This window comes from Segatella copri (genome assembly GCF_026015295.1).
Taxonomy (GTDB): Bacteria; Bacteroidota; Bacteroidia; order Bacteroidales; family Bacteroidaceae; genus Prevotella; species Prevotella copri_C.
In genome coordinates this window covers 1,266,837-1,289,757 of record NZ_JAPDUW010000001.1, presented here as the reverse complement: position 1 = coordinate 1,289,757, position 22,921 = coordinate 1,266,837, and the positions used below count along the sequence as shown (strand labels likewise).

Annotated in this window: 21 protein-coding genes and 1 pseudogene; 18 read left to right on the top strand and 4 right to left on the bottom strand. The window is 43.4% G+C overall.

The genetic code is table 11. The features are described from left to right. Positions 1–151 precede the first annotated feature (151 nt). From galE to ONT18_RS05545, 10 genes are all read left to right on the top strand, one after another. Positions 152–1,189 carry a UDP-glucose 4-epimerase GalE gene (gene galE / locus ONT18_RS05590; protein ID WP_006849003.1) on the top strand — a complete coding sequence of 346 codons (1,038 nt, stop codon included), beginning with the start codon at positions 152–154 and terminating at the stop codon, positions 1,187–1,189. A gap of 163 nt (positions 1,190–1,352) precedes the next feature. Beyond that, positions 1,353–1,670: a T9SS type A sorting domain-containing protein gene (locus ONT18_RS05585; RefSeq protein WP_006849004.1), complete on the top strand. Its 318-nt coding sequence runs from the start codon at positions 1,353–1,355 to the stop codon at positions 1,668–1,670. Positions 1,671–1,784: 114 nt separating this feature from the next. Further along, complete coding sequence (locus tag ONT18_RS05580) at positions 1,785–3,245, top strand: L,D-transpeptidase family protein (RefSeq protein WP_367398917.1); 1,461 nt, start codon at positions 1,785–1,787, stop codon at positions 3,243–3,245. A gap of 20 nt (positions 3,246–3,265) precedes the next feature. Beyond that, positions 3,266–3,808 carry an RNA polymerase sigma factor gene (locus tag ONT18_RS05575; RefSeq protein WP_264904445.1) on the top strand — a complete coding sequence of 181 codons (543 nt, stop codon included), beginning with the start codon at positions 3,266–3,268 and terminating at the stop codon, positions 3,806–3,808. 57 nt (positions 3,809–3,865) lie between these two features. Then, positions 3,866–4,255, top strand: a complete 390-nt coding sequence (locus ONT18_RS05570) for a hypothetical protein (RefSeq protein ID WP_040553691.1) — start codon at positions 3,866–3,868, stop codon at positions 4,253–4,255. Between the two features lie 51 nt (positions 4,256–4,306). Then, entirely contained in the window at positions 4,307–4,756 is a 450-nt protein-coding gene (locus ONT18_RS05565; protein WP_117586734.1) for a hypothetical protein, read from the top strand. Positions 4,757–4,927: 171 nt separating this feature from the next. Beyond that, positions 4,928–6,688, top strand: coding sequence for an aspartate--tRNA ligase (gene aspS, locus ONT18_RS05560; protein ID WP_118080020.1), 1,761 nt, complete (start codon positions 4,928–4,930; stop codon positions 6,686–6,688). Between the two features lie 269 nt (positions 6,689–6,957). Continuing rightward, positions 6,958–7,254, top strand: a complete 297-nt coding sequence (locus tag ONT18_RS05555) for a winged helix-turn-helix domain-containing protein (RefSeq protein ID WP_022121836.1) — start codon at positions 6,958–6,960, stop codon at positions 7,252–7,254. A 106-nt stretch (positions 7,255–7,360) separates the two neighbouring features. Next, positions 7,361–7,714: a hypothetical protein gene (locus tag ONT18_RS05550; RefSeq protein WP_117586753.1), complete on the top strand. Its 354-nt coding sequence runs from the start codon at positions 7,361–7,363 to the stop codon at positions 7,712–7,714. Positions 7,715–7,818: 104 nt separating this feature from the next. Then, the gene (locus ONT18_RS05545; RefSeq protein WP_264904444.1) at positions 7,819–9,306 is read left to right on the top strand and encodes a xylulokinase; all 1,488 of its coding nucleotides are present in this window, start codon (positions 7,819–7,821) and stop codon (positions 9,304–9,306) included. 290 nt (positions 9,307–9,596) lie between these two features. On the opposite strand, the gene ONT18_RS05540 is transcribed toward ONT18_RS05545, so the two are convergent. From ONT18_RS05540 to mltG, 3 genes are all read right to left on the bottom strand, one after another. After that, the gene (locus ONT18_RS05540; protein WP_118253350.1) at positions 9,597–10,961 is read right to left on the bottom strand and encodes a PFL family protein; all 1,365 of its coding nucleotides are present in this window, start codon (positions 10,959–10,961) and stop codon (positions 9,597–9,599) included. A 12-nt stretch (positions 10,962–10,973) separates the two neighbouring features. Beyond that, positions 10,974–11,246, bottom strand: coding sequence for an ACT domain-containing protein (locus ONT18_RS05535; protein ID WP_006849014.1), 273 nt, complete (start codon positions 11,244–11,246; stop codon positions 10,974–10,976). A 150-nt stretch (positions 11,247–11,396) separates the two neighbouring features. Next, positions 11,397–12,449, bottom strand: a complete 1,053-nt coding sequence (gene mltG, locus ONT18_RS05530; RefSeq protein WP_022121832.1) for an endolytic transglycosylase MltG — start codon at positions 12,447–12,449, stop codon at positions 11,397–11,399. Positions 12,450–12,640: 191 nt separating this feature from the next. Here mltG and ONT18_RS05525 point away from each other — a divergent pair. Both ONT18_RS05525 and ONT18_RS05520 read left to right on the top strand, forming a co-directional pair. Further along, a pseudogene (locus tag ONT18_RS05525) lies at positions 12,641–13,294 on the top strand (carbohydrate-binding module family 20 domain-containing protein); the annotation flags it as partial. Positions 13,295–13,402: 108 nt separating this feature from the next. Beyond that, complete coding sequence (locus tag ONT18_RS05520; protein ID WP_264906804.1) at positions 13,403–14,056, top strand: HAD family hydrolase; 654 nt, start codon at positions 13,403–13,405, stop codon at positions 14,054–14,056. Positions 14,057–14,087: 31 nt separating this feature from the next. Here the strand turns inward: ONT18_RS05520 and ONT18_RS05515 are convergent, their stop codons facing one another. Then, a complete protein-coding gene (locus ONT18_RS05515) occupies positions 14,088–14,795 on the bottom strand; it encodes a LytR/AlgR family response regulator transcription factor (protein WP_118064459.1) in 708 nt (235 codons plus the stop codon). Positions 14,796–15,067: 272 nt separating this feature from the next. Here ONT18_RS05515 and ONT18_RS05510 point away from each other — a divergent pair, with 272 nt between their 5' ends. The 6 genes from ONT18_RS05510 (at position 15,068) to ONT18_RS05485 (ending at position 22,700) form a co-directional block, all read left to right on the top strand. Beyond that, positions 15,068–16,147, top strand: coding sequence for a phosphatidylinositol-4-phosphate 5-kinase (locus tag ONT18_RS05510; RefSeq protein WP_264906802.1), 1,080 nt, complete (start codon positions 15,068–15,070; stop codon positions 16,145–16,147). A gap of 179 nt (positions 16,148–16,326) precedes the next feature. After that, positions 16,327–16,770: a YhcH/YjgK/YiaL family protein gene (locus tag ONT18_RS05505; protein WP_153118798.1), complete on the top strand. Its 444-nt coding sequence runs from the start codon at positions 16,327–16,329 to the stop codon at positions 16,768–16,770. Positions 16,771–16,830: 60 nt separating this feature from the next. Beyond that, complete coding sequence (locus ONT18_RS05500) at positions 16,831–18,930, top strand: alpha amylase C-terminal domain-containing protein (RefSeq protein WP_264904443.1); 2,100 nt, start codon at positions 16,831–16,833, stop codon at positions 18,928–18,930. Positions 18,931–18,941: 11 nt separating this feature from the next. Then, complete coding sequence (locus ONT18_RS05495) at positions 18,942–20,051, top strand: DUF6057 family protein (RefSeq protein ID WP_264904442.1); 1,110 nt, start codon at positions 18,942–18,944, stop codon at positions 20,049–20,051. Positions 20,052–20,074: 23 nt separating this feature from the next. Continuing rightward, a complete protein-coding gene (locus ONT18_RS05490; RefSeq protein ID WP_264904441.1) occupies positions 20,075–21,301 on the top strand; it encodes a tetratricopeptide repeat protein in 1,227 nt (408 codons plus the stop codon). A 79-nt stretch (positions 21,302–21,380) separates the two neighbouring features. Continuing rightward, positions 21,381–22,700, top strand: coding sequence for a DEAD/DEAH box helicase (locus ONT18_RS05485; protein ID WP_264904440.1), 1,320 nt, complete (start codon positions 21,381–21,383; stop codon positions 22,698–22,700). Positions 22,701–22,921: the final 221 nt, after the last annotated feature.

The window sequence follows — 22,921 nt, the reverse complement described above, 5'->3', positions numbered from 1 at the left end:
TTTTACTATTTATCTTTTGCAAAGATAGTATAAATAATAGATAAAACAAAGGAAAAAAGTATTTTTTTGAAAAATCTTTCTGCTTTTTCAGATTTTTGCAGTACTTTTGCAGAAGAAATATAATAATTCTTCAAACTAACTATATTTGATTATGAAACAAACTATTCTTGTTACAGGTGGTACAGGCTTCATAGGTAGCCATACTACAGTAGAGTTGCAGCAGGCAGGCTACAATGTTGTTATCGTAGATGACCTCTCAAACTCAAAGATTGAAGTACTCGATGGTATCGAAAAGATTACTGGTATCCGCCCTGCTTTTGAACAGGTTGACTTGCGCGACAAGGCTGCTACCGAGGCTGTATTCCAGAAATATCCTGATATTAAGGGTATCATTCACTTTGCTGCAAGTAAGGCAGTAGGCGAGAGCGTACAGAAACCATTGTTGTATTATCGCAACAATATCGTATCGCTCATTAATCTCCTGGAACTTATGCCAAAGTATCAGGTAAAGGGTATCATCTTCTCTTCTTCTTGTACCGTTTATGGTCAGCCAAAGCCTGAGAATTTGCCTGTAACAGAAGAGGCTCCACATCAGAAGGCTACTTCACCTTATGGCAATACTAAGGAGATTAATGAGCAGATCATAGCTGATTATATCCATAGTGGTGCAGCCATCAAGAGCATTGTATTGAGATATTTCAATCCTATAGGTGCACATCCTTCTGCTGAGATTGGTGAGTTGCCAAATGGTGTGCCAAACAATCTGATTCCATACGTTACTCAGACAGCTATGGGTATCCGCAAGGAACTCACTATCTTTGGTAATGATTATGATACTCCTGATGGAACCTGTATCCGCGACTATATTTATGTTGTAGACTTGGCTAAGGCACATGTAGCTGCTATGGCACGTGTTCTTGATAAGGAGACTGAGCCTATCGAATATTTCAATATCGGTACAGGTAATGGAAACTCAACTCTCGAAATTGTTGAGACTTTTGAAAAAGCTACAGGTGTGAAACTGAATTGGAAGTATGGTCCACGAAGAGAGGGCGATATTGAGAAAATTTGGGGTGATTGCACCAAGGCGAACAAGGTACTCGGCTGGAAGGCTGAGGCTAAGCTTGAAGATGTGTTGGCTTCTGCTTGGAAATGGCAGCAGAAACTTCGCGCTGATGGCATCATGTAAAGTGTTGGTTGTTTTAGAAAATAATGTGAATTGGCTTCTTTTTTCCTCTGAAAGGTTAAAAAAGCTAATTTTTGGGAAACTTATCGTCGGGAAGACGGTAAGTTTCCTTTTTTTTATATATCTTTGCAGAAAGAACTATTGGTTTAACGAAACTTGAAAATATATGAAACGGACTTTACTTTCAATATTGACAATTGCAATGTTAGCACTTTCTGTTCCTTCGGATGCTATGGCCAACGAGGGAAACATAGAATGGGCAGACCTTGATGTGGCAGATATCAACTTGAACTATGCTGGGGGCGTGATGCATATCACAGGCGCTAGCGGGCAAGTGGTGAGAATATATAATGTGGCAGGTGTTACTATCAAGACCTTCCGCATAGAAGGTAATGACAAGCGCGTAAACTTGCCATTGGCTGATGGTATCTATATTGTAAAGGTGGGGAATACCTTTACGCGCAAAATTTGCGTAAAGCATTAATAGTACCATAGAGGCCTTAGAATGCCGTTTAACTTTAATCAGAAAGTGAAAGTCTTTCATTTTTCGTTACTTATCATTTCTTGCTGTTTGATGTTCTGTTCTTGCCACGACAGGGTGCCAAACAGCAATTTCCAATTATCGTTAGATGATTATCAGGACTTACGTTCTTCTGCCTATGCTATCAATTCGAGGGCGGTAAGGAATCTGATAGACAGCATCATGCGAAATGATAAAGACCGACATGCTGCTGATTTGCATACCCGTCGCTATTATCAGAATGAAGGTAATCTGCTTTGGATTACACGTCATGGGGTAAATAGTCAGGCTGACTCCCTGGTGACTTGCCTGCGTTCCGTAGCGGATATGGGATTTGATAAACGTCGGTTCTATGTGGATGCTATTGCCCGAGATATTGACAGGTTACGAGATTTAAATCTAGATTCAGCTGATAATCAGATAAATCAAGTGATAGCCCGACTGGAGTATCGCTTGACCAAAGCTTACTTCAGATATACGATGGGGCAGAATTTTGGATTTATGAATCCTAGTTTTGTTTTCAATCGTTTAGATACTCTTGCTCCCAATCCTTATGATAGTAGCAAGAGACCCGTTAGGTTCAGAGGTCTGTTTGATGTAAAAATGGCTCATGCAGATGATGCGTTCTATCAGAAGGCTATGCAAATGGTTAGATGCGACTCGGTGGCTTCCTTCCTGAAAGAAGTACAGCCTAAGAATCCTTTCTATTATCAACTGCTGGAGAAATTGAAGGCTGGAGGACTGGGCAAGGCGATGAGAATCAAAATTCTCTGCAACATGGAACGTTGCCGCTGGAGACAGTATGATAATCCCTGGCAACACGAAAAATATGTGGTTGTCAATATACCATCGTTCCATCTGATGGCTATTGATCATCAGGATACGCTCTCGATGCGCATAGGATGTGGAGCCAGTAAAACCAAAACCCCGATATTGAACAGTCATATCAAACGTATGGAGTTGAATCCTCAATGGTTTGTTCCCCGTAGTATCGTTCTCCATGATATGATACACCGGGTGGGGAATCATGGCTACTTTCGCGCGCGTAACTACTATGTAAGGGAAGTGGCAACAGGTAAGGAGGTTGACTTAAACAGAGTAACTCGATCTATGCTTATTTCTGGTGCTTATGGCATCGCTCAGCGGGGCGGAAAGGGGAATGCTCTGGGAAGAATCATCTTCCGTTTTGATAATAATTTCTCGGTTTTCCTGCATGATACTAACAGTAAAGGCGTGTTTGGACAAGAGGATAGAGGAGTATCGCATGGATGTATCAGAATAGAAAAACCATACGATTTCGCTGTCTTTCTATTGGCTGACAAAAACGAGAAACTGAAGGAAAAGATATACTATTCGATGACAGCAGATTCGCTAGCCAATAAAAAACTTGTTGTGAATAACGTAAAGGTTAATCCTCAAGTTCCTCTCTTCATAACCTATTATACACTCTATCCGTTAGCAGGAGGCAGAATAGCTGAATATTCTGATGTGTATGGATTTGATGCGGTAATATTCGATATGTTGAGAAAATATCTATAAACAACACATTTGTAAAAGCAATGATAAACGATAAAGAACTCTTGGCGATGATTAGGAATCCTAAGACCCAACGCGAAGGCTTTGCTGTACTGGTAAGTCAGTATAGCGAGCCGTTGTATTGGAAGGTTCGCCATATTGTTTTAGATCATGATGATGCTGATGATGTGTTGCAGAATGCCTTTGTTAAGGCTTGGACCAATCTGGATTCTTTTCAGGGAAAGTCTTCGCTCTCAACATGGCTTTACCGTATAGCAATTAACGAAGCCCTTGATTTCTTGAGACGCAAGAAACAAATGGTTAATGTCAGTACCGAAGACGAGCCGGGCTTGGCTTCACGTCTTCTTGCCGATGAATATTTTGATGGTGACCAGATTCAGGCAGAACTGCAAGAGGCTGTAGCCCAACTGCCCGATGTTCAGCGCACAGTTTTCACTCTAAAATATTATGATAATATGAAATATTCAGAGATGAGTAAGGTGCTGTCAACAAGTGAAGGAGCTTTGAAGGCATCCTATCATCTTGCTGTGAAAAAAATAACCGATTTTTTCAATCGTAAGGATTAAACCTTTTCGGTTAGTTTTCGTCTATTTAATAAAGTATAAAAGAAAGGAATGAGGAATATGTTAAAAGAAGACAATATATTGAATAGCCGTTTTGGTAAGAAAAACCATTTCCAGGTGCCGGCTGGTTATTTCGACCAGCTGACGGATAGGGTGATGGCAAATTTGCCGGAGCAGGAACCCCGCATCATTCACATGCAGCCTAGCTTATGGCAGCGTATGCCGATTCGAAAGATTGCGGCGGCTGTTGCTGTTTTGGCTGTGATGGGAGGTGGTTCGGTATTGGCGCTGAAATATACGGGAAGCAGTAAGCCTGCTATGGCACATGTGGACCATATGGTTCAGAAAGCTGCTGTGAATAATAATGAGGATGCTACTTTTAATGAGATGGCCGATTATACGATGATGGATAATGAAACTATCTATGCATCGCTGATTGCAGAAAATTAATGGTTGGTATTTCTTTTTGTCTACAGATAAAGATTTAAAAAAAGATAAGGTATGAGAAAGATAATGCAACATAGGTTTCTTGCGCTTTTAGCTATGCTGATGATTAGCCTGGTTTCACTTGCTTCACAGCCTCAGGGTAGAAAACATCATGATGGATTTGATCCTAAAAGGTTTCAGGCTGAACTAGAACAGTTTATTACGACTAATGCCTGTCTTACGCCGAGAGAAGCTGCTAAATTCTTCCCGGTATATAGACAGATGGGTAAGAAAATGCGTATGATATTCGATGAAATGCGCCGATTCCGTCATGTGAATCCGAATGATAATGAGGCATGTGCCGAAGCAATCAGAAGACAGGATGAGTTGGATATTCAGCTGAAACAGTTGCAGCAAGAGTATCATTCTAGATTTATGACCATCTTGCCACCTAATAAGGTGTTCAGTGTCATCAAGGCAGAGGAACGGTTCCATCGGCAGGCATTCAGACGGATGAAGAAATAAATCTCTAAAAAAGTAGAGATAAAACTATTTAATATGTATTTATGTGACTTTTGGTCACATTAATAGGGTCGCGAAGATATTTTTAATAATATTTTCGCGATTTTATTTTGTCCTTTCCGTTATTTGTTGTACTTTTGCACTTTGGAAAATAATAATATAATATAATAAGGTATGTACAGAAGTAATACGTGTGGAGAGTTACGTCTCTCTGATGCCGGCAAGGAAGTGACACTTGCCGGTTGGGTACAGCGCTCAAGAAAGATGGGTGGTATGACATTCGTCGATTTGCGCGACCGTTATGGTATCACACAGTTGGTCTTCAACGAGGCTGATAACAAGGACTTGTGTGATGCAGCTAACAAGCTAGGTCGTGAATTCTGCATTCAAATAAAGGGTGTAGTAAGTGAACGACAGAGCAAGAATCCTAAAATGGATACTGGTGACATCGAAATCCTGGTGAAGGAACTCAATGTCCTCTCTCAGAGTCAGACCCCTCCTTTCACTATCGAAGATAATACTGATGGTGGTGATGATATCCGTATGAAGTATCGTTATCTTGATTTGCGTCGTCCTGCAGTGCGCAAAAATCTGGAGTTGCGTCATCGTATGTGCATCTTGATTCGTAACTTCCTCGATGCACAGAACTTCATGGAGGTTGAAACTCCTGTTCTTATTGGTAGTACACCAGAGGGAGCCCGCGACTTTGTTGTTCCTTCCCGTATGAATCCAGGTCAGTTCTACGCTCTTCCACAGAGTCCTCAGACTTTAAAGCAGCTTTTGATGGTTGCTGGCTTCGACCGCTATTTCCAGATTGCCAAGTGCTTCCGTGATGAGGATCTTCGTGCTGACCGTCAGCCAGAGTTTACACAGGTTGACTGTGAAATGAGTTTTGTTGATCAGGATGATGTCATCAACCTTTTCGAGGAAATGGCTCGCCATTTGTTTAAGGAGATTCGTGGTGTAGAACTTCCTAAGTTGGAGCAGATGACCTGGCACGATGCTATGCGCCGTTTCGGTAGCGATAAGCCAGACTTGCGCTTCGGTATGGAATTTGTTGAGTTGAAAGATGCTTTCACAGGTAAGGGTAATTTCTCTGTATTCGATGAGGCTAAGTATATTGGCGGTATCTGTGTTCCAGGTTGTGCTGATTATAGCCGTAAGCAGTTGAACGAATTGACCGATTTTGTTAAGCGTCCTCAGGTTGGAGCCAAGGGCTTGGTTTATATTAAGTACAATGCAGATGGTACCGTGAAGAGTAGCATAGATAAGTTCTACTCTCCAGAGGAACTTGCTGAAATCAAGACCGTAATGGGAGCCAAGGATGGTGACCTCGTTTTGATTTTGAGCGGTGATAATGCTAACAAGACACGCATTCAGCTTTGCTCTTTGCGTTTGGAAATGGGTGACCGTTTGGGGCTTCGTGATAAGAATGTATTCAAGTGTCTTTGGATTATTGACTTCCCTCTCTTTGAGTGGAGCGATGAGGAACAGCGCCTGATGGCTACGCACCATCCATTCACTATGCCAAATCCTGATGATATACCATTGCTTGATGAGCATCCTGAACAGGTTCGTGCCAAGGCATACGACTTTGTTTGCAATGGTATCGAAGTAGGTGGAGGTTCTCTCCGTATCCATGATACTCAGTTGCAGGAGAAGATGTTCGAGGTTCTCGGCTTTACTCCAGAACGTGCTGAGGCCCAGTTCGGTTTCTTGATGAATGCTTTCAAGTATGGTGCACCACCTCACGCAGGTCTTGCTTTCGGTTTGGACCGTTTCGTCAGCATTATGGCTGGTCTCGACAGTATTCGCGATTGTATTGCCTTCCCAAAGAACAACTCAGGTCGAGATGTTATGCTCGATGCTCCTTCTGAACTTGACCCTAAGCAGTTGGATGAATTGGAAATCAAACTTGATTTGAAGGCTGAATAAAAATAGAGAAACGAAGGTATTCACTCCATAAAAGAGTATGCGTAAAATGCCTTGAGAAAAATTCAATGATTTATAATAAGTAATTGATTTTTAGTAAATAAAGTGCTGCGCTTCTTGACGTAAATCAAGAAATGCAGCACTTTTGTTTATAAGTAGTAGTTTTTTCTGTTTTTCTAACACTATTTCGAAATAAAAGTTATAAATTTGCAGCAGATATTAAGGTTGAGCTGACGAAATGAGGCTCAATAGAATCATAAAATTCTTAAAACATGGTAGAAAAGAAAGCGACAACTAAGACTGCTGCAAAGAAGCCAGCAGCAAAGAAGGCTCCAGTAGCAAAGAAGGCTCCTGCAGCAAAGAAGGACGTTCTTTACTTGAACGCAGAGAACGCAGGTTTTAGAGCTGGTGATGTATATCAGGCATTGGCAGCTTCAGAAAAGGCTCTCACAGTAGCAGAAATTGCTAAGGCTGCTAAGATCAGTACAGAGGATGTAATCCTTGGTATCGGTTGGCTCTTCAAAGAGGGTAAGATTAAGGATGAGGACAACAAGGTTGCTCTCGCTTAAATAAGGTTTATTTTTCAAAGAGCCGCGGTTGCTTGTAAGTGAGTAACCGCGGTTTTTTCTTTTTGTGTCTTCTCTCTTGAAAGAGGACGAATGTTATGATTATTATATGAAACTTGATCAGGAGATATTCAATGTTCTTTTGGCTGCGGGTGCAAAAGGGTTGAAAGTAGAAAAAATAGCTCGTCATGTATATAATTCCTGTAATTCGATTTTTACACCTCTGAATTACAAGGATGTTCATAGCTATGTTACACAATATCTCACCAGATGCGCTAAAGACCCACAATCGCTTATAGAAAAAGGTAAGGGGTATGGTGTATATCATGTTAATTTTGATTCAAAGGCCGTACAGCAACTGATGCTTAATTTTTCTTCTTCTGTATTAGAAAATAGTAATGAAGAGGAGAGTAAGGCTGACGATAGTGCTCCTCAAAGTCTTTTTGATGAGAATATGTTCTAAATTATTTTTTTTATGAGGGGAATGTTGTAGTATGTTCGTATAATATATGTAGACTTTATAAAAACTGATAAAAGTTAAACAATAAACATATAAACGAATAAACTATGGCTAGTAGATATTTATTAGGTTTTGACGTAGGCTCAAGTTCTGTAAAGGCTTCGCTTACTGATGTTGACAATGGAGAAATCGTAGCTTCTGCATTCTATCCGGATCATGAAGCACCCATTATGGCTGTAAAGACCGGTTGGGCAGAGCAGGATCCTCAGATGTGGTGGGATAATGCTAAGCTGTCGCTCAGGAAAATCATGGCAGAATCTGGTGCCAAGGGTGAAGATATCCTTGCTATTGGTATCTCGTACCAGATGCATGGCTTGGTTTGTGTTGATAAGAATCAGCAAGTTTTGCGTCCTAGTATCATCTGGTGCGACTCTCGTGCCGTACCTTATGGCGAGAAGGCTTTTCATGATTTAGGTGAGGACTTCTGCTTGCGTAATCTGCTCAATTCTCCTGGAAACTTTACTGCTTCTAAACTTGCTTGGGTAAAGGATAATGAACCGGAACTGTTTGATAAGATTGATAAGATTATGCTTCCTGGTGATTATCTGGCAATGAAACTTTCAGGTGAAGTTAAGACTACTATCAGTGGTCTTTCTGAAGGTATGATGTGGGACTTCAACCAGAAAAAGCCTGCTAAATTCCTGCTTGATTACTTTGGCTTCGATGAAAGCATTCTGGCTGATATTGTTCCTACATTCTCTGTACAGAGTGTAGTAAGTAAAGCGGCAGCTGAAGAACTTGGCCTGAAAGAAGGTACACCAATATCTTATCGTGCGGGTGACCAGCCAAATAATGCTGTGAGTCTGAATGTGTTCAATCCGGGTGAAATTGCAAGTACTGCAGGTACATCAGGAGTTGTATATGGTGTATTGGGTGATGTTAACTATGATCCAAAGAGCCGTGTCAATACTTTTGCTCATGCTAATTATACTACAGACCTTGACCGTCTTGGTGTATTGTTGTGTATCAATGGAACTGGTATCTTGAATGCGTGGGTTCATCGAAATATCACTCCAGATGTAAGCTATGCGGATATGAATGATCTTGCAGCTTCTGTGCCAATAGGTAGTGATGGTGTTAAGATTATCCCATTTGGTAATGGAGCTGAGCGTGTATTAGAGAATAAAGAAGTTGGTTGTTCTATTCGTGGCATCAGCTTTAATAAGCATAATCGTGCTCATATTGTTCGTGCAGCACAAGAGGGTATCGTCTTCAGTTTCTGCTATGGAATGGAAATCATGCAGCAGATGGGTATGGATATAAAGAATATTCATGCAGGTAAGGCTAATATGTTCCTCAGTCCGTTGTTCCGAGATACCTTGGCGGGTGTGAGTGGTGCTACTATCGAACTTTATGAGACAGATGGTAGTGCAGGTGCTGCTAAGGGTGCTGGTATTGGCGCCGGTATCTATAAGGATCATAATGAGGCTTTTGCTTCATTGAAGAAACTTGCAGTCATAGATCCTGATGAGGCTAACCGTTCTGCTTATCTCGAGGCTTATTCTGCATGGAAAGAAGAGCTGAAAAAACTTTAAACGTTTGTAATTTACTTTAGACAAACTTTTTTTATAATATCAGATAAAGGGTGGGAGAAGTCTCACCCTTTATTTTTCTTTTTCCCGATTCTTTTGACTTTTGGGGGAGCTTCCGTCTTATTTAAGGATTGGATTTAAATATCTGTAGTTGATTTTTCTTAGTATCTATCCACCTATGTTTTGCCATGATGAACCGCTTTAGAAGATAGATAAGTGATTATACAATGAAAAAATCCCCCAGCCCGCTTGAGAAAGCAGAATGGGGAATTTGTATTTTGAATCAAAAAAGTTTAATTCTTGAAACTGTGGATTGGAGCCGGAATACGACCGGCACGGTTTACGAATGCCTCGCAACTGAATGGGTTTACAGGCATGATTGGAGCATGACCGAGCAAACCGCCAAAATCTACATTGTCGCCTACCTTCATGCCCACAACTGGGATGATACGTACGGCAGTAGTCTTTTGGTTAACCATACCGATGGCAGCCTCGTCGGCAATGACACCGGAAATGGTGGTGGCTGGAGTATCGCCAGGGATGGCAATCATATCCAAACCTACTGAGCAGACACAAGTCATCGCCTCAAGCTTCTCGATGGTCAGCGCACCAGCCTCTACAGCGTTGATCATGCCCTGGTCTTCGCTGACAGGGATGAAGGCACCGCTCAAACCACCTACATAAGAAGAAGCCATGATACCGCCCTTCTTAACCTGGTCGTTCAGGAGTGCAAGAGCTGCTGTGGTACCAGGAGCACCGGCATGCTCAAGACCGATGAGCTCGAGAATATCGGCTACACTATCACCGATAGCTGGGGTAGGAGCCAATGAAAGGTCGATGATGCCGAAAGGTACGTTCAGACGGCGTGAAGCCTCCTTGGCTACCAACTGACCTACACGGGTAATCTTGAAGGCGGTGCGCTTGATGGTTTCGCAAAGAACCTCGAAGCTTTCGCCCTTTACCTTCTCCAATGCATACTTTACAACGCCGGGACCGCTGACACCGACACTCACTACCGCATCGGCCTCTGAAACACCATGGAAGGCACCAGCCATGAACGGATTGTCGTCTGGCGCATTGCAGAGAACAACGAGCTTGGCGCAACCCAGAGAACCTCTGTCCTTGGTTGCCTCGGCTGTATCCTTTACGATTTCGCCCATCAGTCGAACGGCATCCATGTTGATACCGGTCTTGGTAGAACCCACATTGACAGAACTGCAGACAAAATCGGTCTGTGCCATCGCCTGAGGGATAGAACGGATAAGGAGCTCATCGCTCTTGCTCATACCCTTGCTTACGATGGCAGAATAGCCGCCCAGGAAGTTGATGCCGAGTTCCTTGGCACACTGGTCGAGGGTCTTGGCAATCTTCACGTAATCGTCGGTAGTCTTGCAGGCAGAACCGCCTACCAGCGAGATAGGAGTGATGGAGATACGCTTGTTGACGATAGGCACACCAAACTCCTTGGAGATTTCTTCGCCGGTCTTCACCAGGTTCTTTGCCAGACGTGTAATCTTATTATGAATGTTCTGACAGAGCTCATCGAGATCGGTAGATGCGCAATCCAAAAGGTTGATACCCATGGTGATGGTACGCACATCGAAATTCTCCTGCTCTATCATCTTATTGGTTTCGATAACCTCAGATATATTGATCATATTGTTTGCTTTTTAAATTCTGTGCATCATATTGAAAATTTCCTCGCGCTGGCATTTGATCTGCACGCCCATAGCCTTACCAACATTGGTGAGTTCATCGGCTACTTCCTCGAAAGTTTTCTGCATCTTGCCCATGTCTACGATCATCATCATGTTGAAATACTCCTGTACGATGGTTTGAGAGATATCCAAGATGTTGATACTGTTCTCTGCCAAATAGGTACATACCTTGGCGATGATACCAACGGTATCCTTGCCCACTACTGTAATAATCGTTCTGTTCATGTATTTATTCCTTATTTTAAATTGGTAAGTTTTCGGCTGCAAATTTACAACTATTTTGTTAGACTACCAAATAAAAAGTCAGAAAACTTGTAAAATCACTAACGCTTTGCAAGTTTTCTGACTCATTTTTACCTTTCTTGTTTCCTTATCTTACTTGATACCTCTTTCGTTGAGTGCCTTAGAATATTTGGCTGCATTCTGCAGATGCTCATCGTAAGTGCGGGCAAAATTATGAGTGCCGCTGAAATCCTCCTTGGCACACATGTAGAGGTAATCGTGATGCACATGGTTGAGGACGGCATCGATACCTGCTACGCTCGGAATACGGATAGGCCCCGGTGGCAAACCTGGGTTCTTGTAGGTATTATACGGGCTCTTGATAGACAGGAGGTTGTTGTAGATGCGCTTGAGGTCGAATCGCTGCCAGGCATATTTAATGGTAGGATCGGCCTGCAATGGCATTCCCTCTGGATATTCGGCATTGCGAAGCATCAGACGGTTGTAATACATGCCGGCTATCATCGGTTTCTCACCGTTGTTGGCTGTTTCTTCGTCCACGATGCTGGCAAGGGTGATGATCTCAACCGGTGTCAGCTTCATAGCCTTTGCCTTTTCGGTGCGCTCAAAGTTCCAGAACTTGTCGCTTTCTTTCTTCATGCGCTCCAGAAATTTATCTACCGAGATGTTCCAGTAGAGATCGTAGGTGTTAGGTACGAACATGCAGGCGATGGTGGCAGTATCGTAACCATATTTCTGACAGACGCTCTCGTCGCGCAGGGCATGGTAGAGGTCGTTGCTGCCAAACATCATCTTCTTGCCAATCTCATCAGAGAGTTTGTCGAGCGTGCGTACCGAAGGGATGGTAAGGCTAACCGGTTCCTGCAAACCGTTCTTCATGTGGCGCCATGTCTTGAGGGCACCATCGCCCGGAGCAATGGCGTATCTGCCGGTGCGGATATGATCGGCATAGCCGGAATGGAGAGTCAGGGTCTTGAATGCCTGGAACGGAATGCTCTTGGCAAATGGGCGGAGCTTGTTGTATACAGAGTCGATGTTATCATCGCTGTCGATGTAAACATACTCGGTGTTGCTGCTCTTCGAGAAGGAAGAGAAACAGTAGATGTAGCCCACGATGGCGATGACTGCGATGCAGCCTATAGCACCATACAGATAGAGCTTAGAAAATGATTTTTTCTTTTTCATATTCTTCTTGTTTGTTATTTTTCGGGTGCAAAAGTACAGTAAAAATGGGAAATAGCAAAGTATAGGAATTTAAAATAGGTTAATTGTCATCTTTCTTTATCCGTTGTGTCTGCTTTTTTGTTACCTTTGCACTTGACATTGAGAATCAACATGTGTATCGGTGCTTTCGGGCACATTATTATAAAAGGATTATGAAAATGAAGTTTTCGATAGCGTATGCTGCCAAGTGGGGTCATGCCCTGCATGTAGAATTAACTTTTGCCGCCGCTGACGGCTATCAAGATACGATGGACTTGCCGATGACCACCCGGGACGGGTATCACTGGGAGGTGGAAATGGCGTCAAGGCAGAACCGCCATCACCCTTTCGTAGCTGTGGCTTACTGCTACTGCGTGAAAGATGCTGAGGGAAAGGTGCTGCGTAGGGAATCGCTCGCTTCTGCCCGCCAATATGTTTTTGATGAGAGTAAGAATTTCTATTTTCAGGACTATTGGCTGGAGGAGGATAATCCTTACGTGGAAAAAAATGCCTTCGTATTGCAGCAGGTAAAGTTTGCTGATGTCAAGCCAGCGCGTCTGCCTCTCTTCGACCGTACTATCATCTTCAAGATTCATGCCCCGAAACTCTATGAGGGTGAGGCTGTAGCTCTGTTGGGAAATCATCCTACGCTGGGCAAATGGAATCCGGCTCATTTCCTGAAGATGCAGAACAATCATGGCAAGGACTGGGAAATATCTGTGAATGTGCAGGCTATCGATGAGCCGATAGAATATAAATATGTGGTGATTGATGCACAGACCCAGAAACTGAAGAGATGGGAATTTGGGGATAACAGAATCTTTGGCATTTCGGGTAATGAACAGGCAGGTGGACAGGGAACTCCTCAGGGTGAAATCCGTGTATACCATCAGGATGTTTATGTGCTACACGGCGGTGAGTTCCGCATCAAGAGGGTGCCGGTTCATGCCCAGTTCAATTTCGATACCTATATCTTCGATCTTGACGGAACCCTGATTTCTTCTCTCCACGACCTGGCTGCAAGCTGCAATTATGCGCTGAAGCTGAACGGGATGCCTGAACGTACGCTGGAGGAGGTACGCATGTTTGTAGGAAACGGGGTGAAGAAACTGATGGAACGTGCCGTGCCGGGAGGATTGGAGAATGAGAAGTTTGAGAAAACCCTGCAGGATTTCCGCCAGCATTATATGGTGCACAATATGGATAATACGAAACCTTATCCGGACGTGATGGAGATGCTGGAGGAACTGAAGAATAGGGGAAAGAACATTGCGGTGGTAAGCAACAAGTTTTATGCTGCTACCCAGGAAATCTGCCGCCATTTCTTCGGCGACCTGGTAGATGTAGCTATAGGAGAGCGGGAGAATATCAAGAAAAAACCGGCTCCAGATACCGTAAACGAAGCCTTGCGACAGCTGCATGCGGATAGAGAAAGGGCGGTATATATCGGCGACAGCGACGTGGATGTGATGACGGCAAAGAACAGTGGAATGCCTTGTATCTCTGTTCTTTGGGGATTCAGAGATCACGATTTCCTGTTGGCACATGGAGCTTCTATCCTGGTATCATCACCCTTGCAGATATTATAAGAAAGGTAGGATAAAATGATTTGGAAGACCATCATAGAGAATGGTCTTCCAGATAGTTCTTGATAAATTCAAAGTAGGTTTCTGATATCGGAATGCTCTGGTCGCCATAGGTAATGTGCTGCTGGTCTACCGTATCAAACTTTGTCATGTTGGCAAGGAACGAACGGTGTACACGCTTGAATTTCTCTCTTGGCAGCCTTTCTTCCAACTGTTTGAGGTTGCCCAGGGTTCTGATGTTAGGCCTGCCCTCAAGATGGAACCGGATGTAGTCTTTGTCGCAGTCAACAAACAGAATATCATCTATCGGGATTCTTACGCATTTGTAATCTCGTTTTACCACCAGAAAACCGTCGCGCTTGATAGGGTTGTAGTTATCGTCCTGCATGTAGCTTTCGAAGACTTTCTGGCATGATCCCATAAAGTCATCGTAGGTGATGGGCTTGAGCAGATAGTCGAATGCATTCACTTTGTAGGCTTCGATGGCATACTCCTTGAATGCGGTGGTGAAGACAATCTTCACGTTCTTGGGTACAACCTTTGCAAATTCCAGACCGCTGATCTGCTGCATGTGGATGGCGAGAAAAAGTATGTCGAGATGGTTGTGATGGATGCCGTCTACAGCATCTATCGCACTTTTGTAGGCTCCGATCAAATGCAGGGTCGGAGTTTTCTCTATATACTGTTCCAGGAGTTGCAAAGCTTCCGGATCTTCATCTATGATGGCGCAATTTAAAATCATAATTTTACTGTTTTAGTGATTTTATTCTCGATTTTCGTAAAAACGAAAATTGTGTTTGTTTATTGTATCAAGCTGCAGATTTTTTCAGATAAAAATCTATTTTCATGATTTTACCTTAAATTTGTTTAATCTATTTGGCTATTTGAGGAAAAAACCGTAATTTTGGAGATTGATAAGTCAGACTATAACTGTAGAATATGAAATACAATAAGAAACAACATACCAAATTGTCCTGTCGGAGCAAGTGTTTTTTCCTTGCCTTGGCTTTGGCTATGGCATCGGTTGATGCCACAGCCCAGAAGATTTCGCTTGGCTCTTGCATCACCCGTGACGGAGGTCAGTTTAAAGGCGAAATGGTGAGCGGAAAGCCGCAGGGAAAAGGTACTACCATCTATAAGAATGGGGATACCTACGAAGGCTCTTATATGAAAGGTAAGCGCGAAGGTTATGGCGTTTATACCTTCAGTGATGGCGAAAAGTATGAGGGACAGTGGATGCAGGACCAGCAGCATGGTAAAGGTACCTACTATTTCCAGAACAACAACAAATATGTAGGCCTCTGGTTCCGCGATTACCAGCATGGTCATGGCGTCATGTTCTATTATAATGGTGATAAATATGACGGCGACTGGTATAAGGACAAGCGTCAGGGACGCGGCGTTTATACTTATGCCAATGGCGCACAGTATAAAGGCCAGTGGATGAACGATATGAAGAATGGAAACGGCTTCTTCAACTGGGGAGACGGAACTACTTATGACGGTCAGTGGCTAGACAACCAGCGCTCAGGAAAAGGTACTTTCAAATATGCTGATGGCGATGTGTATATCGGCGACTGGAAGGATGATATCCAGGACGGAAAGGGTATCTATAAATTTCATAATGGCGACATTTATGAAGGCGATTATGTGCAGGGTGAACGCACGGGTATAGGCATCTTCCGCTCTGCAAAGGGCGCCAAGTATAACGGACAGTTTAAGGATGGCCTGCGTACCGGTCAGGGTACCTTCATCTGGAAGAATGGCGATATCTATGTAGGCGACTGGAAGGATGATCTGCAGAACGGCAGGGGCAAACTGACCAAGAAGAACGGCGACGTGTTTGAAGGTGAGTTCAAGAACGGTCTGGTTGATGGTAATGTCGTGATTCATTATGCTGATGGCAGAAGATTCAAGGGTGCCTATCACAAAGGTAAGCGCCAGGGACCTTGCATAGAAGAAGATAAAAACGGTAAGCGTTTCGAAGGAACCTACCGTAACGATGTGCGTGACGGAAGATTTGTAGAAAAAGACCGCAACGGACAGGTTACAGCCAAGGGAGCCTACGAAAACGGCAAACGATTTGAAGACTAATCTCTTCAGAAAATTAGAAAAATACAAAGAAATTATAAATAATGAGATAGAGAACCTTTATATTTTAAATAATGAGAAAAAGAACATATTATAATCTTGAATATTGAATGTTCAATGTTCTGTTTTCAAATCTCAAAGTTAAAAGTAAATGTTCAAATCTCAAAGCTTAAACTAGAATTATGGTAGTAGATACTTTAGACAATCTGGAGAAATACGTTTCTCTCAATCCGCTCTTCGCTGATGTCGTGAAGTTTATCAAGGAAAATGACCTCTCTAAATTGGAGGACGGTAAGCATTTTATCAAGGAGAGTAACCTCTTTGTTAACATAACGACAGCTCACGGAAAAAGCGAGGAAGATGCTGTTCTTGAAACACATCGTAAGATGATTGATATTCAGATTCCTCTTGACAACGAGGAGACTTATGGCTATACTCCTCTTGCTGATCTTCCTGAAGTGGAATATAACGAGGCTAAGGATGTAACCAAGTATCCTGGTGTGAAAGCGCAGACGCTCGTTACCTGCAAGCCAGGTCAGTTTGCTATCTTCTGGCCACAAGATGGTCATCAGCCATGCATCGGTAGTGGTGATATCCACAAGGCTATCTTCAAGATTAAGAATTAAATAAGAAATCTTCAAGATAAAATTAAAGAATAATAGAGTAACCATCTAAAATCATGATATATGGCAACAGAAAAGAAAACTACAGCCCAGAAGGCTGCAACTAAAAAGTCAACTGCAAAGAAACCAGTTGCAAAAAAGGCAGCGAAGGCTGTGGTAAAGCATATCGGACTCGTGAAGAACGACCCATATCTGGCAGACTATGAGGATGCCATCAAGGGCCGACACGACCATGCACTCTGGAAACTCGGTCAGCTGACTAATAACGGCAAACAGACATTGAGCGATTTTGCCAATGGATACGAGTATTTCGGACTGCATAAGACTACCCGTGGATGGGTGTTCCGTGAGTGGGCACCTAATGCTACAGACATCTATCTGATAGGTGACTTCAACAACTGGCAGGAAACCGAAAAGTATCGTGCCAAAAGAATAAAGAATACCGGCAACTGGGAACTCAAACTTCCGGAGAAAGCGATGAAACATGGCGATCTCTTCAAGATGAAAGTTCATTGGGAAGGTGGTGAAGGCGAGCGTATTCCTGCATGGGCACAGCGCGTAGTACAGGACGACCAGACCAAGATTTTCTCTGCTCAGGTTTGGAATCCGGAACCATATAAATGGAAGAAGAAAACCTTCAGATCAAATGTGGCGCCTCTGCTCATCTATGAATGCCATATCGGTATGGCACAGGATGCAGAGAAGGTTGGTACTTATACAGAATTTAAGGAGAATGTGTTGCCACGTATCATCAAGGATGGTTACAACTGCATTCAGATTATGGCTATCCAGGAGCATCCGTATTATGGCTCCTTCGGCTATCATGTAAGCAGTTTCTTTGCTGCAAGTAGCCGCTTCGGAACTCCTGAAGAGTTGAAAGATCTCATTGATACAGCTCACCAGAATGGTATTGCCGTCATCATGGACATCGTTCACTCTCATGCCGTAAAGAATGAGGTGGAAGGACTGGGTAATCTCGCTGGCGATCCTAACCAGTATTTCTATCCTGGCGACCGTCATGAGCATCCGGCTTGGGACAGTCTCTGCTTCGACTATGGAAAGGATGAAGTCATCCACTTCCTGTTGAGCAACTGCAAGTATTGGCTCAATGAGTTCCATTTCGACGGATTCCGTTTTGATGGTGTAACATCCATGCTCTATTACAGTCATGGCTTGGGTGAGGCATTCTGCAACTACGGCGATTATTTCAATGGTCACGAGGATGATAATGCCATCTGCTATCTTACCCTTGCCAACAGTCTGATTCATGAGGTTAACAAGCATGCCATTACGATTGCCGAAGAGGTGAGCGGAATGCCGGGACTGGCAGCCAAGTTTGAGGATGGTGGTTATGGTTTCGATTATCGCATGGCGATGAATATTCCAGATTATTGGATCAAGACCATCAAGGAACTGAAGGATGAAGACTGGAAACCATCCAGCATCTTCTGGGAGGTAAAGAACCGCCGTTCGGATGAGAAGACCATCTCTTACTGTGAGAGTCATGACCAGGCATTGGTGGGCGATAAAACCATCATCTTCCGTCTGATTGATGCCGATATGTACTGGCATTTCAAGAAGGGCGATGAAAACGAAATGGCTCATCGTGGTATTGCTCTGCATAAGATGATCCGTCTGGTTACCGCCTCTACAATCAATGGCGGTTATCTCAACTTCATGGGTAATGAGTTCGGTCACCCAGAGTGGATTGATTTCCCTCGCGAGGGTAATGGCTGGAGCCATAAATATGCCCGCAGACAGTGGAATCTGGTAGATAATCATGAACTCTGCTACCACTATCTTGGAGATTTCGACCGAGAAATGCTCAAGACGATTACAAGCGAAAAGAATTTTAACAAGACACCAGTTGTAGAAATCTGGCATAATGATGGCGATCAGGTTCTCGCCTTTATGCGTGGCGATCTGCTCTTCGTGTTTAACTTCTCGCCAACCCGCTCTTTCACCGACTATGGCTTCCTGGTTCCAACCGGTTCCTACAGCGTAGTGCTTGATTCTGACAGCAAGGATTTCGGCGGTAATGGCTTGAATGATGACACGATGACGCATCTGACTAATTACGATCCACTTTATGTGAAAGACCGTAAGGAGTGGCTGAAACTTTATCTGCCAGCTCGTACAGCTTTGGTGCTGAAGAAAAATTAATAGATTGATTTATGAAAAATAAAAGGAGTAGTACTGCGAAGATGCAAATCGCCTGTGCTATCATCTTTATCACATTTACCTACGTCTACCTGGCATTTTACCAGGCAGACGTACTGGCAGTGGCTCAGCATGTTTTCTCAGGCGGTTTGACCAACTACAGTTACACGCTGGCTCCACTGTTTATCACGCTCGTACTCTATCTGCTGCAAGTGGGAGTGTACGCGGTAACCCGTGTGAAACGCCGTTTCCACGGGCTTACTTATTTCCCTTCGTTCCTCATCCTGACGATGATTACCGATATCCCCGTTGATATCGACCGTTATCATTCGCTGGGGGCGTGGTGGATTATCCTGCCACTCTGTCTGATTCTATGGGGCGGATTAATATGGATAGCCCGCCAGTTGGAGCCGATAGAAACAGAGCCTCACAGTAACGGCTGGTTCTCCCGCTATATGTGGGTGAATCTGCTCCAGATGCTGGTGATAATATTGCTTGTCAACTTTGTTGCTAGCAATGATCGGCTGTTTCATGAACGTATGCGCATGGAACATCTGATGAAAGAAAAACAGTATGAAAAAGCTTTGGAAGTAGGTGAAAAATCTCTGAAAACAGATTCTTCGCTGACGATGCTCCGTATAGCCTGTCTCAACGAAACAGGCGAGCTGGGCAGCCGTCTCTTTACTTATCCGCTGGTAGGTGGAAGTAAGGCGATGATGCCGGATAGCGTAACCGTGAAGGCTATGATGTGGAAGGCGCCAAAATGGATGCAGAAACCTTCGGCATGGATGGTTAAACATCATCTCAAGTATCGTCTGCCTGTTGACTATCAGCTTTGTGCACTCTTGCTGGACAAGCAACTAGACAAGTTCGTAGCAGAGGTGCAGAAACATTACAAAGTAACTTCGGGCAAACTGCCTGTTCATTATAAGGAAGCGTTGGTTCTTTATACGCATCGCCGCAGTAATCCAAGTATCGTTTATCACGATAATGTGATGGATACAGACTTTGAGGATTTCCAGCAGATGGATCACAAATATGCTAATGAGACAGAAAAGCAGAATGCTCTTCGGGATACTTATGGAAATACCTACTGGTATTATTATGAGTATGGAAACAAATGAAAGTTTTAATTTAGGAGATTAATATGAAAATACAGATATTCAGAAACTTATGGGTCTTACAGATAGTTTTTCTCCTGTTGGCGCCATTAGGGCTGCAGGCACAGAAGAAGGAGATTTCTGCTGCCAAAGATCTGGTAAAGGCTGGCAAGGATTTGGCGAAGGCCGAATCCAGTATGCGCAAACTCCTGACGGATTCTGCCAACCGGAATAACAAGAAAATTTGGAATATTCTCTTTGATGCTGTGAAGAAGCAGTATGAACAGGGTAATGAGAAACTCTACCTCAAACAGGCGTATGATACAGCCCAACTCTTCAATGCAACCCGACAGCTCTTCGTTATAGCCCAAGGACTTGATTCCGTTGAGATGATTCCTAACAAGAAAGGAAAATGTGAGTTTGATTTTCGCAAGTCTCATTCTGAATATTTGAACAGGATACGTCCGAACCTCTATAACGGAGGAACCTGGTTTATCAGGAAGCAGAAATACAAGGAGGCTTATCAGTTCTTTGACCAGTACATAGAGTGCAGTACAGCCCCGATGTTCCAATCTTATAAGTATGCCCAGAAAGACAAATATCTTTCTTCGGCAGCTTATTGGGCTGTATATGCCGGATATAAGATGAAAGATACCAAAGCTACGCTTCATCATTCTTATGAGGCGCTGAAAGATACGGCTCATTATAACTATATGTTACAGTATCTGGCTGAGACTTACAAACTGGAGAAGGATACTGCGCGCTATCTCTCGACCTTGAAGGAAGGTTTTGAACGGGATCCGAAATTCCCGTTCTTCTTCCCGCGTCTGGTAGAGTATTATTCGCAGGAAAACCAACTCGATTCTGCACTCGCCGTAGCAGATAAGGCGCTGGCGATAGCTCCCGACAATGATATCTATCTCTTTACCAAGGGAACCATTCTCCTGAATATGGGTGATTTCAAGCAATGCATCGAAGTGAGCAAAAAGGCACTTGCCGTGAACGATTCTTTGGCTGGTGCTTATTATAATATAGGTTTGGCTTATTTCAATCAGGCGGTTGAAATGGATAAGAATTCACTGCAATCCCGCAAAACGCATCAGGTGATAGACGGACTTTACAAGAGTGCAATGCCTTATCTGCAGAAGTACAGAACGATGGCGCCTGATATGCAGGACCAGTGGGCTTTGCCGCTATATACCATCTATCTGAACCTGAACATGGGTAAGGAGTTTGATGAGATTGACAAACTACTCAATCAGAAAAAGAAATAAGGCCTCATGATGAGGAATTTATGAAAACTTCTCTTTAATAAAAGAATACTTCTCTTTAGAAATTGATTATTAGAAATTTATGATAGACAGAATTTTAGATAAACTGGGCATTGAGCTCAATGATATGCAGCAGAATTCCATGCAGGCAATCTTGCACGGGAACAAGGATGTGGTGATACTTTCGCCAACAGGTAGTGGCAAGACACTGGCTTATCTTCTGCCTCTTACCCAACTTATAGATGCTACTGATGACGAGGCACAGGCGGTGGTGGTAACTCCTGGTCGGGAACTCGCTTTGCAGTCGGCTAACGTATTGAAGAATATGGGCAGCGGTTTGCGTGCGATGGCTTGCTATGGTGGTCGTGCTACGATGGATGAGCATCGCGTGATGAAACAGGTTCGTCCTCAGATTGTATTTGGAACTCCAGGCCGTCTCAATGATCATCTGGATAAGGGAAATCTTTCTCCATATCACATCAAATACCTGATTATTGATGAGTTTGACAAGTGTCTGGAGATGGGTTTCCAGGACGAAATGAGCCGACTGATCAAGTCTTTGCCTGGCTTGCGTCGACATTTCCTGCTTTCTGCTACCGAGGCGGAGGAGATTCCTCATTTCGTACACATGGGTAGGGTAGAAAAGATAGATTACCGTGTGGATGAAGATCAGGTTCCTGACCGTGTACATATATATAAGGTGGATAGTCCGGTAAAGGATAAACTGGAGAGTCTGTCACTTTTGCTACGCAGTTTAGGCGATCAGAGTACCATTGTATTCCTCAATTATCGCGACAGTGTAGAGCGCACCAATAAATATCTGGTGGAGCAGGGATTTTCAACCTCTTTCTTCCATGGTGGATTGGAACAGAAGGAACGCGAGGCTTCTCTCTATCGTTTCAGCAACGGTAGTGCCAATATCCTGGTGAGTACGGATCTGGCTTCGCGCGGACTTGATATTCCAGATATAGATAATATCATCCATTATCACATGCCGGAGAGCGAAGATGGTTATATCCATCGTGTAGGACGTACGGCAAGATGGGAAGCCCAGGGCAGGGCTTTCTTCCTGTTAGGTCCTGAAGAGCATATTCCGGAATATGTGGATGCTGAAATTGTGGATTACGAGATGCCTGCTGCTGATCAGCTTCCTGCGCCAGCCAAACCTAAGATGGCTACTATATATATAGGTAAAGGCAAAAAGGATAAAATCAGCAAGGGTGACATCTTAGGCTTCCTTTGCAAGAAGGGTGGGCTGCAGTCGGCTGAAATCGGTAAGATTGATGTTAATGACCGTTATGCTTATGCTGCCATTTCCCGAACGAAGTTGCGCAGCGTACTGAATAATGTAAAGGGCGAAAAGATAAAAGGTGTCAAAACGATAGTGGAAGAGGTAAGGTAGTTGACAAACTGCTGCTATCTTTTCTCTGTTGCTTGCTAATGTATAATAAATGTAAAAATAGACATAAATATGCAGTTATTATACTAAAATGACTAACAAAATGAAAGAAATCTGCGCAAAACGCTAAAAATGTGCAGAAAAGTTTGGTAGTTTCAAATAAAAAGTGTAATTTCGCAGTCGTAAATACAATCCAAAGGTTTACTATGTATCCTATATGGGTG

Coding starts and splice junctions, on each gene's coding strand:
- ONT18_RS05495 (WP_264904442.1), top strand. CDS start 18,942: ATGAAAAATAAAAGGAGTAGTACTGCGAAGATGCAAATCGCCTGTGCT.
- ONT18_RS05545 (WP_264904444.1), top strand. CDS start 7,819: ATGGCTAGTAGATATTTATTAGGTTTTGACGTAGGCTCAAGTTCTGTA.
- ONT18_RS05505 (WP_153118798.1), top strand. CDS start 16,327: ATGGTAGTAGATACTTTAGACAATCTGGAGAAATACGTTTCTCTCAAT.
- ONT18_RS05500 (WP_264904443.1), top strand. CDS start 16,831: ATGGCAACAGAAAAGAAAACTACAGCCCAGAAGGCTGCAACTAAAAAG.
- aspS (WP_118080020.1), top strand. CDS start 4,928: ATGTACAGAAGTAATACGTGTGGAGAGTTACGTCTCTCTGATGCCGGC.
- ONT18_RS05565 (WP_117586734.1), top strand. CDS start 4,307: ATGAGAAAGATAATGCAACATAGGTTTCTTGCGCTTTTAGCTATGCTG.
- ONT18_RS05540 (WP_118253350.1), bottom strand. CDS start 10,961: ATGATCAATATATCTGAGGTTATCGAAACCAATAAGATGATAGAGCAG.
- ONT18_RS05485 (WP_264904440.1), top strand. CDS start 21,381: ATGATAGACAGAATTTTAGATAAACTGGGCATTGAGCTCAATGATATG.
- galE (WP_006849003.1), top strand. CDS start 152: ATGAAACAAACTATTCTTGTTACAGGTGGTACAGGCTTCATAGGTAGC.
- ONT18_RS05575 (WP_264904445.1), top strand. CDS start 3,266: ATGATAAACGATAAAGAACTCTTGGCGATGATTAGGAATCCTAAGACC.
- ONT18_RS05555 (WP_022121836.1), top strand. CDS start 6,958: ATGGTAGAAAAGAAAGCGACAACTAAGACTGCTGCAAAGAAGCCAGCA.
- ONT18_RS05515 (WP_118064459.1), bottom strand. CDS start 14,795: ATGATTTTAAATTGCGCCATCATAGATGAAGATCCGGAAGCTTTGCAA.
- ONT18_RS05550 (WP_117586753.1), top strand. CDS start 7,361: ATGAAACTTGATCAGGAGATATTCAATGTTCTTTTGGCTGCGGGTGCA.
- ONT18_RS05510 (WP_264906802.1), top strand. CDS start 15,068: ATGGCATCGGTTGATGCCACAGCCCAGAAGATTTCGCTTGGCTCTTGC.
- ONT18_RS05490 (WP_264904441.1), top strand. CDS start 20,075: ATGAAAATACAGATATTCAGAAACTTATGGGTCTTACAGATAGTTTTT.
- ONT18_RS05535 (WP_006849014.1), bottom strand. CDS start 11,246: ATGAACAGAACGATTATTACAGTAGTGGGCAAGGATACCGTTGGTATC.
- ONT18_RS05585 (WP_006849004.1), top strand. CDS start 1,353: ATGAAACGGACTTTACTTTCAATATTGACAATTGCAATGTTAGCACTT.
- mltG (WP_022121832.1), bottom strand. CDS start 12,449: ATGAAAAAGAAAAAATCATTTTCTAAGCTCTATCTGTATGGTGCTATA.
- ONT18_RS05570 (WP_040553691.1), top strand. CDS start 3,866: ATGTTAAAAGAAGACAATATATTGAATAGCCGTTTTGGTAAGAAAAAC.